We start from the raw sequence: 15,828 nt of genomic DNA on the forward strand, positions 1-15,828 counted from the left end.
ATTTCTGCCAAAGAAAAAATTGGTGTTGACGATTTAAAGAATGAATTGCTTTCGTTTGTTAATACTGGCGCTCTACGAAATAATGAGACAATTGTTACCAATACTCGTCATTATGATTCTTTATTAAAAGCACTTGATGAAATCCAGAAAGTGAAATTCGGATTGGAGACTAATCTTTCCAGCGATCTGATGGCATTAGATATTCGGGAAGCTTTATATCAGTTTGGGTTGATTACCGGGCAAGTCACTAATGATGAACTGTTGGGAAATATTTTTGCTAATTTCTGCATCGGAAAGTAATTTAAATTCATCCTAAATAATTCAAAAAACCAATACATAAATTTTAACGCTATAGAATTAAAAATAACAAATTATCAATTGTTTCTATTTCCGCTGAAAATCTAGACTCATTTTAAAAAAAAAGACCAAACATTTTTCTTTAAAAACGTTTGATCTTAATGTAATATTAATCCAATTAATTATATAGCTTTAATAATTATCAAATTCTCTACGATTGTAAAAACTATCATCTTCACTATCAGACAAAAAACGAGATTCATCATCAGGATAATATGAATTCAATACTTTTCTTTCATAGTTTCTGTCGAAATTATGTTGTCTGTCGTATCTGCTTGTTTTTCTAAAAGTATCATATCCTATTTTATTAGCCATCACAATTTTGGTATCTTTATTTATGGTTACAGCCCCAATTGGAATAATAATGTGGCTGTCCCCGTCTTTATATACGAATTCCTTTCCACTATCGTTTGCGATTACATCGTGCACCTCATTAAGACTGTCTTCGATTAATTTTTTATCCAGATTTACATCTACATAAACAACGCGCTGCATATCTTTATTTACCCACAGATTATCTACTTTACCTATAGTGTGATTTTCAGCATCTACGATTTTCCATCCTCTTATATCAGAATAGTTTGAAGCAATCTTATAATCCGAAAGCTCATCTAATCTGTATAAATTTCTATCTTTCTTTTCCATACAATATTTTTTATAATTATAAATTAATTTGTCCTATTACGAGAATTATGTCACACTTATCATTGTAAGGGATTCCATAGTCATTATTAAGCTTTAGGCTTCTAATACTTCTAATAATTTCCTGAGTCGAAGAGTCATTTTCATTCCACTGCTTCAGCATTATTTTACAGTATCTGTACTTGTATTAACAGTATCTACATCTGTACTTGTACTATCAGCACTTGTAATGTTCTCAATTTTAGTGTTGTTATTATCTGTTTCTTTATCTTGAATGAAGAAGAAGTACACAAATGTTGCAATTAACAACAGGACTACAATCCACGGCCATACGGGCTTTTTTTTCTCGATTTTAATTTCTGCCATAACTTATTTCTTTAATATTAAACATTTTAACTTTCATTAAAGGTACAAATGAGGCAGTCCATAGCAATTATTTAATTTCAGACAGAAGTTATACAATTACCAGCAAAAAAATTAAAAGCAAAAAAAGGGATAAGCTTTTTCTAAATTTCTAAATTCTGAAACTTTTCAAATAAAAAATGAGTAATTCACCTATATTGTATTTTATTAGATTAAAAATTTAAAACGGCAATTACCTTTTATTTTCTCAAATTTGAGTATTATATAAGCAAGTAGGATTTTTGAGGATCGGTTTTATTTTATCTGAAAATGGAAAGAAAAAAAATCGAATTTTTAGGCAATATAAGAAAGCATATAGTTAAAGTAATCATTTAAATAAAGAACCCAAAAAATTTAAAAAATATAATTTTACATCAATGACATTACAAGAATTAATTGGAAATTATTCCATAACAGGAAGTAATCAAGATGAGAGTACAGCGATGACCTACAATGGGATTCTGACATTATCACTTGATGAAAATAACCGAATTATCGCCAAATGGCTTATTAATAATTCACAACAGCAAAAAGGTTACGGTTTCTTTAAAGATGATATTTTGGTTATCAATTTTAATTATAAAGGTGACGACAATAAAACGTACAAAGGTGTTGCGGTTTATCGCTGTATCACCAAAGATTTCTTAAAAGGTTTTTGGTCTGAAAAACACGGCAATCCACTTTATTTGGGCACTGAAAATTGCCTAAGAATAGAAAGTACTGAAAAATTAAATTAATCTCAGGATTCTTATTTAATCCTCATCATCGCCAAAAAAAACATCAATATTGAATTCTCATCATCAAATTTTCTGCTAGTTAACCATAATTACAATAACTTTGCAAAACATCAGTAATTTTAGAAGCAAATGGATATAGTCAAATTCAAAATCACATCAAAAACTATTAAAGTTGAAGTAAGAAATTCAAATAATTATGTTTTTAATTTTAATAGCGCTTTAGATATAAAAAAAGAAGACAAAGATGTTTTATTGAGATTGTATAATGCATTAGACCTGCTTTTTAAGAAAGAAAATGTAGTTGAAAACAAGAATTATATTTCGCCAAATCAAACTAATATACTTGACCAAATTTCTGCTGTTGACAGTTTAGAACAGAAGTAAAATAGCATTCAAAAGTCAGATTTAGAAGGAAGAATCAGAAAAGATTTGTTTGGTGAAAAGTAAAATGAGCTAATAATATGAAAAAGCGAATTTATAACCAAACCTCTCTTTTTGGACCTCTCTACGCTTTTTTGGTCGTATTATCTCCGCCTGAAAATATAAAAGCCGATATTGCCAAAATAAAGAAAGAACTTAACGCAATTGCAGACATCAGGGATCGTAATCTACATTCTATTGCCCATATAACACTTACCGATAAATTGACAGACGATGCCGATTTTGCACAAACCATTTCGAGTTTAATTGGTTCCATTCAACCATTTACCATTAAAATAAAAGGATGGAATGTTTTTGATCATGGTCATAGCGTAACTGTTTATTTAAATATCGAAAATCCTGAGCCAATAATAGAACTTATGGGTTTAGTGAAATCTTCCAACAAAACTCCTCACATTAGCCTTGCCAAACGAATTTCGCATGAGAGCTTTGAGCGCATTAAAACATATTTGGAAAATCTAGACTACAATGCCGAATGGATTTGTACCGAAGTTAATGTTCTCCGCAAATTGATGTCTGAAAAGCATTTGGGATTTAAAGAAAGTTTTAAAATTTCATTAGATTCAAATTAACTTCTCTCTTTCATCATACAAATTGTATTGTATAAGTTTTTTTATATAATAAATTATAAACTTTTGATTATTAAAATTATATAAATCCAAACTAGAATTCTGTAATTATAAGTTTAATCATGACTTTACATTTGATAGTAATGAATTGGACATTATATGCCCATATCCATATCGTGTAAAATTTTGCTGATATTTTTTCGGAGATAAGGCAATAATAACAACTACATTAAAAATATTGTCATGAAAAATATGGAAGATATTGACGAAAAATTAACTAATGGCAAACACCATTCGTATTGGATTGATTCAGTCCAGCCTTTGGCATATTCAAGGATAGAGGAAAATAAAGAGACGGACATTTTAATTATTGGTGGTGGAATTGCGGGACTTTCGACAGCCTATAATCTTTCAAAATCTGGCAGAAAAGTAATTTTGGTAGAAAATGGTTATTTGGGTAGCGGCGAATCAGGTAGGACAACCGCTCAAATTACTTATGCTTTAGATGACCGCTATTTTGAACTGGAAAAAATATATGGTACAGAAGTGACCAAAGAAATAGCTTCCAGTCACAAAAATGCTCTTAAATGGATACAGTCTGTTATCGAAGAAGAGAAAATCGATTGTGATTATAAAATTGTCAATGCCTATTTATTTCCTTCAGAGAACGATAATCCAGAAAATCTTCAAAAAGAATATTCAGCAACTAGAAGAATGGAACTGGAAACAAAAATTTTAAATGACATTCCTTCTTTCAAAACAGATCAACAGAGAAATACCATTCAATTTTCGAATCAGGCTCAATTTCATATTTTAAAATACTTAAAAGGACTTGCCGATGCAATAATCAGAATGGGAGGAGAAATTTATACCAATTCAAAAGCTGAAAAAATTTCAAAAAGTGGAGCGGTTTGTAATGGTTTTACAATATCAGCCAATCAAATCGTTGTAGCAACCAATACTCCAATTAACAATATTTTTACTATTCATACCAAACAATGGGCTTATAGATCGTATGTAATTGGTGCCAAAATACCAAAGGGAACACTACCTTATGCCATGTGGTGGGATACTGGAAATCAAGAATCTAAGTGGGCAACAAAACCTTATCACTATGTAAGGCTGCAACCTTTGGACGATGAATATGATCTACTAATAAGTGGCGGCGAAGATCACAAAACCGGACAAGCAAATGAGCAAAACTTGACCGAACACCAACGTTTTGAAAATTTAATCCAATGGACAAATTCACACTTCCCTTATTTCTCTGAAGTTCAATACCAATGGACTGGTCAGTTAATGGAACCTGTTGACTCTTTAGCATTCATAGGAAAAAATCCTGGAGACAAAAATATATTTATAATTACCGGACATTCCGGAAACGGCATGAATTACGGAACTATTGGCGGAATCCTAATTAGTGATTTAATTAATGGGAAAAGTAATTCTTGGGAAAAATTATATAGTCCAGCACGCATTACATTAAAAACCGGTAATGTATATATGCAAGAAGTTGGTAATATGGCTGTAAACATGGTCAAAGGCTGGTTCAATTCTGATATTTCTAAAACAACCAAACTTCCTGCCAATTGTGGCGCCATTATCAATAATGGACTTGAAAAAATTGCTGTTTACAGAAACCCTTACGGAAAACTAATAGCTTTCAGTGCCGTTTGTCCCCATATGGGGGGAATTCTCAAATGGAACAATGAAGAAAAGACTTTTGATTGTCCACTTCATGGGTCACGATTTAATACTCAAGGTCACGTTGCCTGTGGTCCGGCAATATCAAATTTGAAAGAAAAAAAAGTACCTAAAGATTAGCCTGACACCAACTTTTGAAACGTATTATTTTAAAATATTCAATTATGGATTTTAATAGCTTTTTTCAAATTTTAATAGCTTCAATTGTGGCAACATCTGCAATGACATTGTTTAGCTATGCGGTTTCCGAAAGTTTTAGAGAGTTGTACAAGGAACCTGTACTATTAACTTTTATACTTAAAAGTATCAACATCGAAGTTTCGGATAAATCCAAAAAAATTATAGCATGGCTATTACATTACGCCATAGGCTTTGGATTTGTATTGGCGTATCATTTTTTATGGTCCCATAATATTTTAACGATCTCTATTGTTAACGCATTTTTATTGGGTGCAATTAGTGGCATAATTGGTATTATCGGTTGGGTGATTATGTTCAAAGTTTCAAATTTTAAACCATCCATTGATTTCAAAGGATATTATCTTCAATTGTTCTTTGCTCATGTTATTTTTGGTTTAGTCGCAACTTTCACCTATTCTATTTTCAATAATTTCATTTAAAAAAAATTTAGAAACGCAAAGTAATTACTAACCAAAAACCTGATAATTATATAATTACAAATTTCAATTGTATAAATCAAAATGAAACGTTAGACTTAAATTTGGAATATAGTAATTATTTAAATTTTTAATATCATGAAAACAACACCATCAAATGACAGTAAAAAAATGTCAGATCAGAAAAAAGGATCTGCCGATAAAGCTGCAGCCAAAAAAAGCACCAAAGCTGTAAAGAAAAGTCCAGCGAAAAAGTAAACTGATTCTTTAATCAAATGAAGAAAAAATAAGCCCACAACTTATATTTATACAGGTTTTGGGCTTGTTTTTAAAACATTATCCTTAGAATAAATCAAAAAGACAAATTATAATTAAAATAGATTATCTAACAAAAAAATTAAACACAATGGTATCAACAAAAGGAATATGCGCATTATTGACCGGCGTGGCAATTGGCGCAACAGTAGGAATGTTATTTGCTCCAGAAAAAGGAGAAGATTTAAGAAATAAAATAGCAGATATAAAATCTGATTACTTGAATAAATTGAAAGATAAACTAAGCAATATTACAAATTCTTCAACTTCTGATTCTAGTTCAGCAAACCAGCCTGCTTAATCTTTTAGCAAACGAAAACTAAAAACAATACCCTAGTTGCTTTGTCGCAAGTAGTTTGCTATTCTAAAAAAGTCTGCAATTCGCAGGCTTTCTTTATAAATTAAAATGTAGATATGGAAACAAATTTAAAGCTATTAAGTAGTAAAGTTGCAATAAATTCCACCGGAGATCAACTATTTATCGTGCAATTGTTACTATTAAAGATCACGCCTAACTTGGATTATATACCAAAATGAAAGATGTATTTTTTAAAGACTGGCAAAGTATAGGTTACGTAGCAATGACCACTGTTATAGGTTTTATAACACTATTTCTTTTTGTCCGAATTTCTGGAAAGCGAACATTAGCCAAATTAAATGCTTTTGATTTTGTGGTTACCATTGCATTGGGATCAACTTTATCTTATATGATGCTGGCTTTAGTTCCTTTGATTGAAGGTGTTGTTGTATTGTTTCTGATTATAATTATGCAATATGTTTTTGCTTTATCAGCCAGATCATCTGTTAAAATGGAAAAATTCATCAATACCGTTCCGCAAATTGTTTTTTACAATGGAAAATTTCAGGAAAAAGTATTATCAAGCGAAACCATCACCAAAGATGAAGTTTATGCTGCAATCCGTAATGCCGGCATTGACCAAATGGACGAAGTAAAAGCTGTTGTAATGGAACTCAACGGAACTATGACCGTTATAAAAAAATCAGGAGAGAATGGACAAAGTTCATTGGATAATTTGGAAACTGGTGAATAAATTTATTTCCATTCTGCACTTACTTCATTTGTCATCGTTGGCGAACCTCCATTATAAAGAATTCCAAAACCGCCAAAATCATTAGGATTAATTGTTGCTTTTAATGCAAGATCGGATGAAACCTCAGATTTTTTTGATACTGATTCAGGAATATTGGATGAAGCTTTGACAATTAATTCATTTCCGATCACTTCAATATTAATAGTACAAGTTCCTTTAAAAGCGGTAGTAGTTTTGGCTGTAGTTATTTCAGTTGGAACACCATTTTTATATTCTAATAAAATGCAATCTACAGCGTCATGATATTTGGTAGTTCTGATGAATCGCAAAGCATACCCGGTCATCGTTTTAGTATCAAATTTGATCAGCAAATCCATATACAAATTAGCAACGCTAAAACCCTGACCAGCGGTTTTAAAAGGAGTTACACTCAGTCCAAGTTTCATATCAGAATATTTTCTTTCAATTGGAGTATAAAGCAAAGTTGCACTACGTCCTGTTTGTAATAATCCGTACTGATTGTCTGCACCATCAACTCCTTTTCCAAAATACCAAGCATCTTTTGTATCGCTTCCCTCCTTTTCAAATGGTTTTAAAGTCCAAAAACCTGGAATAATCTGAAGTTGATTTTTGGTAGAACTATTTTTAAAATTAGTATAAAGCAAATTTTTATCAACAGGAATGTCTTCGGGTGAAATTGGCTTTTGAGTAATTGCTGTAAAAGATTTTCCAGCATCGCTTCTAATATTTTTTGGAGCGACCGAAGCCATAATGTAATAGCCCGTATCACCACTATTCAAAGTATATTGCACTAACGGAATATCATTTCTGGAAACAAAAACTTCTATTGGATTATTTCCTTTATTATCAGTACATCTAAACCAACTTACTTGAGACTGATCTTTAAGAGAAGTATCTAATTTATAATACACTTTTAGAGTTCCATTATTGATTTTTGAAAGTTGTGGAGTTTCTTTAAATTTTGGACTTTCTAATTTTGGAGGAGCAACATAAATCACAGAAGCCGCTTCTAAACCTGAAGGAGTTTTAGCAGTTATAATTACAGTACGAACTTCATCATTTGGGTTGTTTGGAATTACTTCACACTCGCTTCCGTCATCATTTGGTTTAAGGCTTACGAAAGATTTGTCTTTAGCATCAACTGACCAGGATATTTTTTGGCCTTTTAATTCATAGTTACCAAAACGATTTACCGTTGCTTTCAAAAGTGCTGTATTCTTGTTGGTTTCTACAGAAATCTGAGTAGGACTAATCAAAAGTTGTGTCGGAAGCTGGGTGTATTTTTTTTGTTCTTCTTTTTCGGTTGCCAAAACAACTTCTTTTATCTGCATCGGATCCCAATTATCATTGCCTGACAAAAGGTTGTAAGTGTTATAAATAGTTTTTCCTTTATAATCAAATCGATATGCATGCAGAACCTCCAAACCTTTCATATCTACAGTAGAAGCTGGATTATTTTCATTAATAATGACTGGCAATTTATTAATGATGACGTTGTATTGATAATTGCGGGTCTCTTTTGGCAGATTGTCGTTCCAACCTAATTTAATATCATTTTTGGCCAAAAATCGAGTGTCAACAACTGCTAATTGTCCATTAGCTTTGGTAAAAAATTGATCACCAGCAGTGAATAATTGTATATCGCAATTCAAGAAAACGGCACCCGTTCCGCGTGTCCAATAAAAAGGCTTAGAGCTATAAAAATCAAAAGTCGAGTTAAGATAAACCGCTGTTCCGCACAGAGCATCGTCAGTTGATTCGAAATGGCACTTATCAAAAAGAACGCGTTTACCTCCAACAAAAGGGCAAAGATTAAGACGACTTATAAATCGAGTATTACGAGCCACTATTTTGTCACCATCACAATGAATGAGTTGTGCCTGAACAATTGCCGAAGCTCTTTTTGGTCTGTTCAATTCTGGCTTTAAAGGAAAATTTAAATCAACATTACAGTAGTTTCCAAAAGTGATATTCTCGGAGCTTGTTCCCTCACCTGAAAATTTAAAAAGTGTATAATTTCCAACAGCTCCGATCGTTTGTCCGCGATTTGCAGCAATTACTATGTTCTCGGGATTGTCGCTAAGTCCATAAAATCGCAACCAATCACATTTTACGATCAAGCCATAAGGAACAGTGCTATTTCCTTCGGGTTTTCTAATTTCGGGATCATCTGGATTGTCAATCCAATAGACGTTTGGCGCAATGTACAAAGTCATTGGAACGGCTTCCGAACCATCTGTAAGGTGCTTAACTGCTGCATTTATCGAATTAAAAGTATAAGGATATTTTGCTACTTGAGCATCACTTAATTCACGATCGATAAAAAATGATTTAGGACCTAATTCTATCGTTTTTCCTTTATAAACAATCGTTTTTCCTTTGAATAAAATCGGGTTTTTGGAATCCAGCGATTGATATGAAATTTTTTCTTGTGCGTTCGAAAAGAAGCAAAGAAAAAGCAGTAGAATGAGTAAAAATATTCGTTTCATATACTGTGATATTTATTATAAAAATAATGCTTTTTTAAATCCAAAAGTTGATTAAACAGCATTGCATGAGGGATGGAAATGGCATCTCCCGATTTAGAAAAACAAGGCTTTTTTGCCGTAGTTTTTGTTAATTGGGAATATAATGGACAGCCCGACCTCGTTGCTGAAAATGCTGTTTCAAAGAATAAATTTTGTTCAACGAGGGCATGCCCAAAATATAATTATAGACTTTAATGTTGATTTATAAAAATTAGAGTTTTCCTGTTTTCGCCATTCCAAATAAAATAACAATTGGAATTGCCAATAAAACGGTCATTAAAGTATGGTCCTGAATCAATTGAGGATTTCGTACCAACGTAATCAAATAACCGCCAACTGCACCGCCAAAATGCGCTGTATGTCCGATATTATCGTTTTTGGATTTCATTCCGTAAATCGAATACAACAAATACACAATACCAAATATATAAGCTGGCATAGGAATTATAAAAAAGATCCCTAACATCATGTCTGGTTGCAACAAAATAGCTGAATATAAAACACCTGTTACTGCTCCCGAAGCCCCAACGGCTCTGTATCCGTATTGGTCTTTATGGAATGATAAGGTCAATAAACTTCCAAAAATTAAACTTCCAAAATACACCAGGATAAATGAAAAGTTTCCTAAATAACTTAGCACTACTGGCGCAAAAAAGTAAAGTGTCAACATATTAAACAACAAATGTCCCATATCTACGTGCAGGAATCCAGACGACAACATGCGGGTTTGTTCTCCGGCGCGAATACTCCCTACGTGAAATTCATATTTTCTAAAGAAATATTGATCGTTAAAACCTTTGTAACTTATTATTACATTGGCAACAATAATTGCAATCAAAATGATGTTCATAAAATTGGTATTTTTTAAAAAAATTTACTGTAAAGCTAACTATAATTGATTTGGAAATAATAATCTCTTTTGATAAAATATAGATAATTCTTGTTTTTAAAATGTATTTCACACTATTTGTTGCACAATCGATAGTTATTGGATTAAAAATCGATAAACTGCATTCAAATATCGTTTAAAAACCTATATTTGGCTAAATTAAAATCAATGAAATACATCATTTACCTAATTGTTTACCCTATTTTATGGTGTATTTCAATGCTTCCTTTTCGATTATTATACTGGCTTTCGGACTTTGTAAATTTGCTTTTATACCGTGTTATTGGTTATAGAAAAAAAACGGTGCGAGAAAATCTAAGCTTAGCATTACCCCATTTATCGAATAAAGAACGTTTGATTATTGAAAAGAAATTCTATCGTCATTTATGTGATATGTTTTTGGAAATGATCAAAACAATGAATATTTCGAAAGAAGAAATCTGTAAAAGATACGTTTTCAAAAATTATGAAATTTATTCGGAACTAGAAAAACAAGACAAAAGCGTTGCTCTTATGTGCGCCCATTATGCAAGTTACGAATGGGTGGTGTCAATGAATTATTATACAAAATTTAAAGGCTACGGAATTTATAAACAAATCAAGAATCCCTATTTTGACAAATTAGTACATAAAATACGATCTAAATTTAATGCGACTTTAATCACTACCAAAGAAACAATCCCGACAATTGCGGCCAATTGCAAAAACAAAAACTTATCCATTTACGGATTTGCAAGTGACCAATCTCCAAAAGAAAACTCTGCTTATCATTGGGCTAGTTTTATGGGACATGAAGTTCCTGTTCATACCGGAGCCGAAATGCTATCCAAAAAATATGACATGAATGTTATTTTTCTAAAAACCAAAAAAGTCAAACGCGGGTATTATGAAGCAACTATGGAAGTTCTTTCTGAAAATGCAAAAGATGTTCCAAATTACGAAATAACAGATCAATTCCTAAAACTTGTAGAACAGCAAATCCATGAAGCGCCAGAATATTATTTGTGGACACATAAAAGATGGAAACATGCTAAAAGTAAAAATTAGAAAGCAGAAAGCAGAAAGCAGAAAGCAGAAAGCAGGAGGCTCAAGGCTCAGGGGCTCAAGGCTGAAAATTCAGTTAAGAAAAGACTTAGAGGCTTAGTACCTTAGCAACTTAGTAACTCATCTACCAGCGGTAAAAAATATTATTTTATCTTTGCATAAATTTTGACTACATGCAATATCTCATATATTTACTTGCCTACCCGTTGATTTGGACTATTTCAATGCTTCCCTTTCGATTATTATATTTAGTTTCTGATGTTGTTTATTTCTTTGTTTATAGAATTATTGGATATCGTAAAAAAACTGTGCGCGAAAATCTTGCTTTGGCACTTCCAAAAATATCAGATAAAGAACGTTTAGTTATCGAAAAAAAATTCTATCACCACATGTGTGATATGTTTCTTGAAATGATAAAAACAATGAATATTTCTGAAAAAGAAATACGTCAACGATTTGTTTTCAAGAATATAGACATGTACAAAGAAATCGAAAAACAAGGAAAAAGCGTTGCTATTATCTGCTCCCATTACGCTAGTTACGAATGGATTATATCAATGAACTATTATTCAGATTTTGTTGGTTACGGAATTTACAAACAAATTAAGAATCCCTATTTTGATAAATTAGTTCATAAAATCCGATCTAGATTTAATGCCAAATTAATTACTACAAAACAAACGGTTCCAACTATCATCAATAACAACAAGAATCACATTTTGTCTTTATATGGTTTTGCTAGCGACCAATCTCCTAAAGCAAAAGCGGCTGTTCATTGGGCTAAATTTATGGGAATTGAAGTCCCTGTTCACATAGGTGCTGAAATGCTTTCGAAAAGATACAACATGAATTTGATTTATTTAAATACCAAGAAAGTTAGCAGAGGTCATTATGAAGCTACTCTTGAACTTCTCTCTGATAACCCAAAAGAAGTTCCAAACTTTGAGCTTACTGACCAATATTTAAAACTTCTGGAAAAACAAATTTACGAAGCTCCAGAATTTTATTTATGGACACACAAAAGATGGAAATATAGAAGATAATATCATTTGTCATAAAAAAACACCTTTAGAAGAAGTTTTCTGCTAAAGGTGTTTTTGGTTTTAGGAATGATCTTTTGAAATCAAACTTTTATTTAGGAAAAACTTTAGTCAAAAAGTTATCGATGTACTGAATTGTTGGTTCAAACCAAGGATTAAAAAGACAGAATGCATGAGGCGAATTTTCGAATTCATGAACTTCTGAATAAATATTATTTTCATTCAAAACCTTTCGATAATCATCTCTTCCAGCGTGCATTCTGGCAACCGAACTGTTTATAAATAATGTTGGAGGCGTATTTTTATCGACATAACTTAATGGAGAAGCCGCTTCCCACAATTTTGGATTGTCTTTTTTTGAATAACCAAACCAATATGTTCCTGCTGACGTTTTTTTGCTATCATCACCTTCGCTACTTTCCGGATGTACGAACGATAATGTTCCATCAATATCAACTACGGCATTAACCTGTGATTGCGAATTCGAGTTGGTTACCACGCCTTCAAAAAGAGGCATATTTCCAGTAGTCCCCATAAAAGCCGCTATTTCGCCACCGGCAGAGAATCCAAGACTCACAATTTGATTTGGATTAACATTATATTTATCGGCATTTTCACGAACCCAGCGAATGGCAGCTTTGATATCATAAATCGCTGCTGGAAAAAGTGCTTCGGTAGAAAGGCGATATTCCGGAGTGAAACATACATAACCCAAACTAGCCAGCTTTTGCGCCATTTGGTGATGCTGCTCCTTACTTCCGGAACGCCAGCCACCGCCATAAATGATAATTATTGCAGTTTGTTTTTTGTTTTGATTTTCATTAAAAAAAACATCCAGTTTCATTTTGCGTTTTCCGTAACTGCAATAAACAATGTCATTTTTTTGTTTTACAAAATCAAAATGCATTTCGGCAACCTTCGTGCTATTGGGATAATTTTTCAAAATTTTTGAAAACGCACTATTTGTTGTAAACGAAGTATCTCTCACATTGGTTAATCCCTTTAAATCTTGTGCGTTCGAACTTTGAAAAGAGAACATAAAAAATAAAAATAATAGTATTTTCAAATCTCCATTTTTACCCAACTTTTGCATTAGTTTCATTAGTATTTTTAATTTATTATTATTACGCTAAAATAAGTAAATCGTTCAGACGAAATCTAAAAAAATGTAATTAAACACATTCCAACAAAGCATAAAAAAAACCGACTTTCGTCGGTTTCATTTTTTTTAAATTCCAGCTATAGCCTTTATTTCATCAATAATACGAAGTGCCAAATCATCTGCTAATTGTTGTGTAGCAGCTTCAGTATAAATACGAATAATCGGCTCAGTATTTGATTTTCTTAAGTGTACCCAATTTTCGGCAAAATCAATTTTTACACCGTCAATTGTCGTTATGTTTTCGTTCTTATATTTTTCGGTCATTGCAACAAGAATCGCATCAACATCGATTTGTGGAGTCAATTCGATTTTGTTTTTGCTCATATAATATTCAGGATACGATGCACGCAAAGCCGAAACTGACATTTTTTTATTTGCTAAATGTGTCAAAAACAAAGCAATTCCTACCATACTATCACGACCATAATGTGATTCCGGGTAAATGATTCCGCCATTACCTTCACCTCCAATGATAGCATTATTCTTTTTCATTAATTCTACCACATTTACTTCACCTACGGCGCTGGCTTCATAACTTCCTTTGTGATTATTAGTAACATCACGCAAAGCACGAGAAGACGACATATTTGACACTGTATTTCCTGGAGTTTTACTCAAAACATAATCAGCTACAGCAACCAAAGTATATTCTTCTCCAAACATTTCTCCATCTTCACTAATAAAAGCCAAACGATCTACATCTGGATCAACGACAATTCCTAAATGTGCTTTTTCTGTTACAACCAACTCAGAAATATCAGTTAAATGCTCTTTCAAAGGTTCTGGATTATGAGGGAAATGACCGTTTGGTTCGCAGTATAATTTAACCACTTCAACACCCATTAATTCCAATAATTTCGGAACAATAATTCCTCCTGATGAGTTTACACCATCAACAACTACTTTGAATTTGGCTGCTTTTACGGCTTCAATATCTACCAAAGGTAAGTTCAATACTTCATCAATATGAATGTCCATATAAGCATCATTTACAGTGATTTCACCCAAACTATCAACATCTGAAAAATCAAAAGCTTCGTCTTCGGCAATCTCAAGTATTTTTTCTCCAGCAGCACCACTTAAAAATTCCCCTTTTTCATTCAACAATTTCAATGCATTCCATTGTTTTGGATTGTGAGAAGCAGTCAGGATAATTCCACCATCAGCTTTTTCCAAAGGAACAGCTATTTCAACAGTTGGAGTTGTTGATAAACCCAAATCAATCACATCAATTCCCAAACCAATAAGTGTATTGATAACCAAATTGTGAATCATAGGTCCCGAAATACGGGCATCACGACCAACTACAACGGTTAACTTTTCCTTTTTAGAATAATTTTTCAGCCAAGTCCCGTAAGCCGAAGCAAATTTTACAGCATCAACCGGAGTTAAATTATCACCTACCTTACCCCCTATTGTTCCTCGAATACCAGATATTGATTTTATTAATGTCATTGTTTTTTTGTTATTATATTAATTTGCTACAAATATAAAAAAGATGCTGAGTTTCTGAGACGCTAAGATCCTAAGTTTTTTTAAAATGAATTTTGGAACCGAGTTCGTAAAAACAATAAAAATACATTTGTTATGAAGGTTTAATTTTTGAAAGAATCAGTAAAAAAGTTCATACTTTTACCAAACCTACTTAGAATTTTAGCATCTCAGAAACTCAGCAACTCAAAAAAATGAACTTTCTAGCTCACATTTATTTATCCGGAGACGACGAGTTGATAAAAATTGGAAATTTTATGGCCGATGGTATTCGCGGAAAACAATTTGAAAATTATCATTCCGATATTCGAAAGGGAATTCTGTTGCATCGATTCATCGATACTTATACCGATTCACATCCGGTTTTTAAACAAAGTACCAAGCGTTTGCATGAAAAATATCATCACTATGCAGGAGTTGTAGTAGATGTTTTTTATGATCATTTTTTGGCAAAAAATTGGAATCAATATTCAGACGAAAAATTAGAAGATTTTGTTGCTCGTTTTTATCAATCATTACAAGATAATTACGAATTACTTTCTGAAAGAATTAAAGGATTAATGCCTTATATGATTGAATACAATTGGTTAGTTAGCTATCAAACCATTGAAGGAATTCATCGGATTTTGACCCAAATGGACAGCCGAACCAAAAATGAATCCAATATGAGATTTGCATCGAATGAGCTCAAGGAATATTACACAGAATTTGAAACAGAATTCACCACTTTCTTTGAAGATCTGAGAACCGAATCTCACCAAAGATTAATTTCAATGTGAAAATAATTAAATAATTTATTTCCAGTTTTAAACAACTT

The 15,828-nt window shown here is 32.2% G+C and carries 16 protein-coding genes and 1 pseudogene; 11 read left to right on the forward strand and 6 right to left on the reverse strand.

Going from position 1 to position 15,828, the window contains the following annotated elements; translation table 11 throughout:
* A pseudogene (locus tag VLC96_RS12140) lies at positions 1–300 on the forward strand (tRNA uridine-5-carboxymethylaminomethyl(34) synthesis GTPase MnmE); the annotation flags it as partial.
* A gap of 189 nt (positions 301–489) precedes the next feature.
* Here VLC96_RS12140 and VLC96_RS12145 read toward each other — a convergent pair.
* Both VLC96_RS12145 and VLC96_RS12150 read right to left on the reverse strand, forming a co-directional pair.
* Positions 490–1,002, reverse strand: a complete 513-nt coding sequence (locus tag VLC96_RS12145) for a PRC-barrel domain-containing protein (RefSeq protein WP_325263254.1) — start codon at positions 1,000–1,002, stop codon at positions 490–492.
* Positions 1,003–1,161: 159 nt separating this feature from the next.
* Positions 1,162–1,365, reverse strand: a complete 204-nt coding sequence (locus VLC96_RS12150) for a hypothetical protein (protein WP_325263256.1) — start codon at positions 1,363–1,365, stop codon at positions 1,162–1,164.
* A 413-nt stretch (positions 1,366–1,778) separates the two neighbouring features.
* Between VLC96_RS12150 and VLC96_RS12155 the strand changes: the two genes are divergently transcribed.
* The 7 genes from VLC96_RS12155 to VLC96_RS12185 all read left to right on the forward strand — a co-directional run bounded on the left by VLC96_RS12155 (position 1,779) and on the right by VLC96_RS12185 (position 6,836).
* Positions 1,779–2,138 (forward strand): hypothetical protein, encoded by a 360-nt coding sequence (locus VLC96_RS12155; RefSeq protein ID WP_325263257.1) that lies wholly within the window; start codon positions 1,779–1,781, stop codon positions 2,136–2,138.
* A gap of 129 nt (positions 2,139–2,267) precedes the next feature.
* The gene (locus VLC96_RS12160) at positions 2,268–2,522 is read left to right on the forward strand and encodes a hypothetical protein (RefSeq protein ID WP_325263258.1); all 255 of its coding nucleotides are present in this window, start codon (positions 2,268–2,270) and stop codon (positions 2,520–2,522) included.
* A gap of 77 nt (positions 2,523–2,599) precedes the next feature.
* Complete coding sequence (locus VLC96_RS12165) at positions 2,600–3,151, forward strand: 2'-5' RNA ligase family protein (RefSeq protein WP_325263261.1); 552 nt, start codon at positions 2,600–2,602, stop codon at positions 3,149–3,151.
* Between the two features lie 240 nt (positions 3,152–3,391).
* Positions 3,392–4,972: an FAD-dependent oxidoreductase gene (locus VLC96_RS12170; RefSeq protein ID WP_325263263.1), complete on the forward strand. Its 1,581-nt coding sequence runs from the start codon at positions 3,392–3,394 to the stop codon at positions 4,970–4,972.
* Positions 4,973–5,016: 44 nt separating this feature from the next.
* Complete coding sequence (locus VLC96_RS12175) at positions 5,017–5,472, forward strand: hypothetical protein (RefSeq protein ID WP_325263265.1); 456 nt, start codon at positions 5,017–5,019, stop codon at positions 5,470–5,472.
* Positions 5,473–5,875: 403 nt separating this feature from the next.
* Positions 5,876–6,085, forward strand: coding sequence for a YtxH domain-containing protein (locus VLC96_RS12180; RefSeq protein ID WP_325263267.1), 210 nt, complete (start codon positions 5,876–5,878; stop codon positions 6,083–6,085).
* A 232-nt stretch (positions 6,086–6,317) separates the two neighbouring features.
* Complete coding sequence (locus VLC96_RS12185) at positions 6,318–6,836, forward strand: DUF421 domain-containing protein (RefSeq protein WP_325263268.1); 519 nt, start codon at positions 6,318–6,320, stop codon at positions 6,834–6,836.
* Between the two features lie 2 nt (positions 6,837–6,838).
* Here the strand turns inward: VLC96_RS12185 and VLC96_RS12190 are convergent, their stop codons facing one another.
* Together VLC96_RS12190 and VLC96_RS12195 are read right to left on the reverse strand one after the other, a co-directional pair.
* Positions 6,839–9,346: a hypothetical protein gene (locus VLC96_RS12190; protein ID WP_325263270.1), complete on the reverse strand. Its 2,508-nt coding sequence runs from the start codon at positions 9,344–9,346 to the stop codon at positions 6,839–6,841.
* A 250-nt stretch (positions 9,347–9,596) separates the two neighbouring features.
* Complete coding sequence (locus VLC96_RS12195; protein WP_325263272.1) at positions 9,597–10,235, reverse strand: rhomboid family intramembrane serine protease; 639 nt, start codon at positions 10,233–10,235, stop codon at positions 9,597–9,599.
* A 207-nt stretch (positions 10,236–10,442) separates the two neighbouring features.
* Between VLC96_RS12195 and VLC96_RS12200 the strand changes: the two genes are divergently transcribed.
* Positions 10,443–11,321, forward strand: coding sequence for a lysophospholipid acyltransferase family protein (locus tag VLC96_RS12200; protein WP_325263274.1), 879 nt, complete (start codon positions 10,443–10,445; stop codon positions 11,319–11,321).
* A 170-nt stretch (positions 11,322–11,491) separates the two neighbouring features.
* A complete protein-coding gene (locus VLC96_RS12205) occupies positions 11,492–12,361 on the forward strand; it encodes a lysophospholipid acyltransferase family protein (protein ID WP_325263276.1) in 870 nt (289 codons plus the stop codon).
* A gap of 88 nt (positions 12,362–12,449) precedes the next feature.
* Here the strand turns inward: VLC96_RS12205 and VLC96_RS12210 are convergent, their stop codons facing one another.
* Both VLC96_RS12210 and glmM read right to left on the reverse strand, forming a co-directional pair.
* Positions 12,450–13,460 (reverse strand): alpha/beta hydrolase, encoded by a 1,011-nt coding sequence (locus VLC96_RS12210; RefSeq protein ID WP_325263278.1) that lies wholly within the window; start codon positions 13,458–13,460, stop codon positions 12,450–12,452.
* 126 nt (positions 13,461–13,586) lie between these two features.
* Complete coding sequence (gene glmM / locus VLC96_RS12215; protein ID WP_325263280.1) at positions 13,587–14,975, reverse strand: phosphoglucosamine mutase; 1,389 nt, start codon at positions 14,973–14,975, stop codon at positions 13,587–13,589.
* Positions 14,976–15,205: 230 nt separating this feature from the next.
* On the opposite strand from glmM, the gene VLC96_RS12220 reads away from it, so the two are divergent.
* Positions 15,206–15,790: an acyl carrier protein phosphodiesterase gene (locus VLC96_RS12220; protein ID WP_325263282.1), complete on the forward strand. Its 585-nt coding sequence runs from the start codon at positions 15,206–15,208 to the stop codon at positions 15,788–15,790.
* The last annotated feature ends 38 nt before the right edge of the window (positions 15,791–15,828 follow it).

Origin of the sequence: Flavobacterium sp., assembly GCF_035456085.1 — a bacterium.
Taxonomy (GTDB): domain Bacteria; phylum Bacteroidota; class Bacteroidia; order Flavobacteriales; family Flavobacteriaceae; genus Flavobacterium.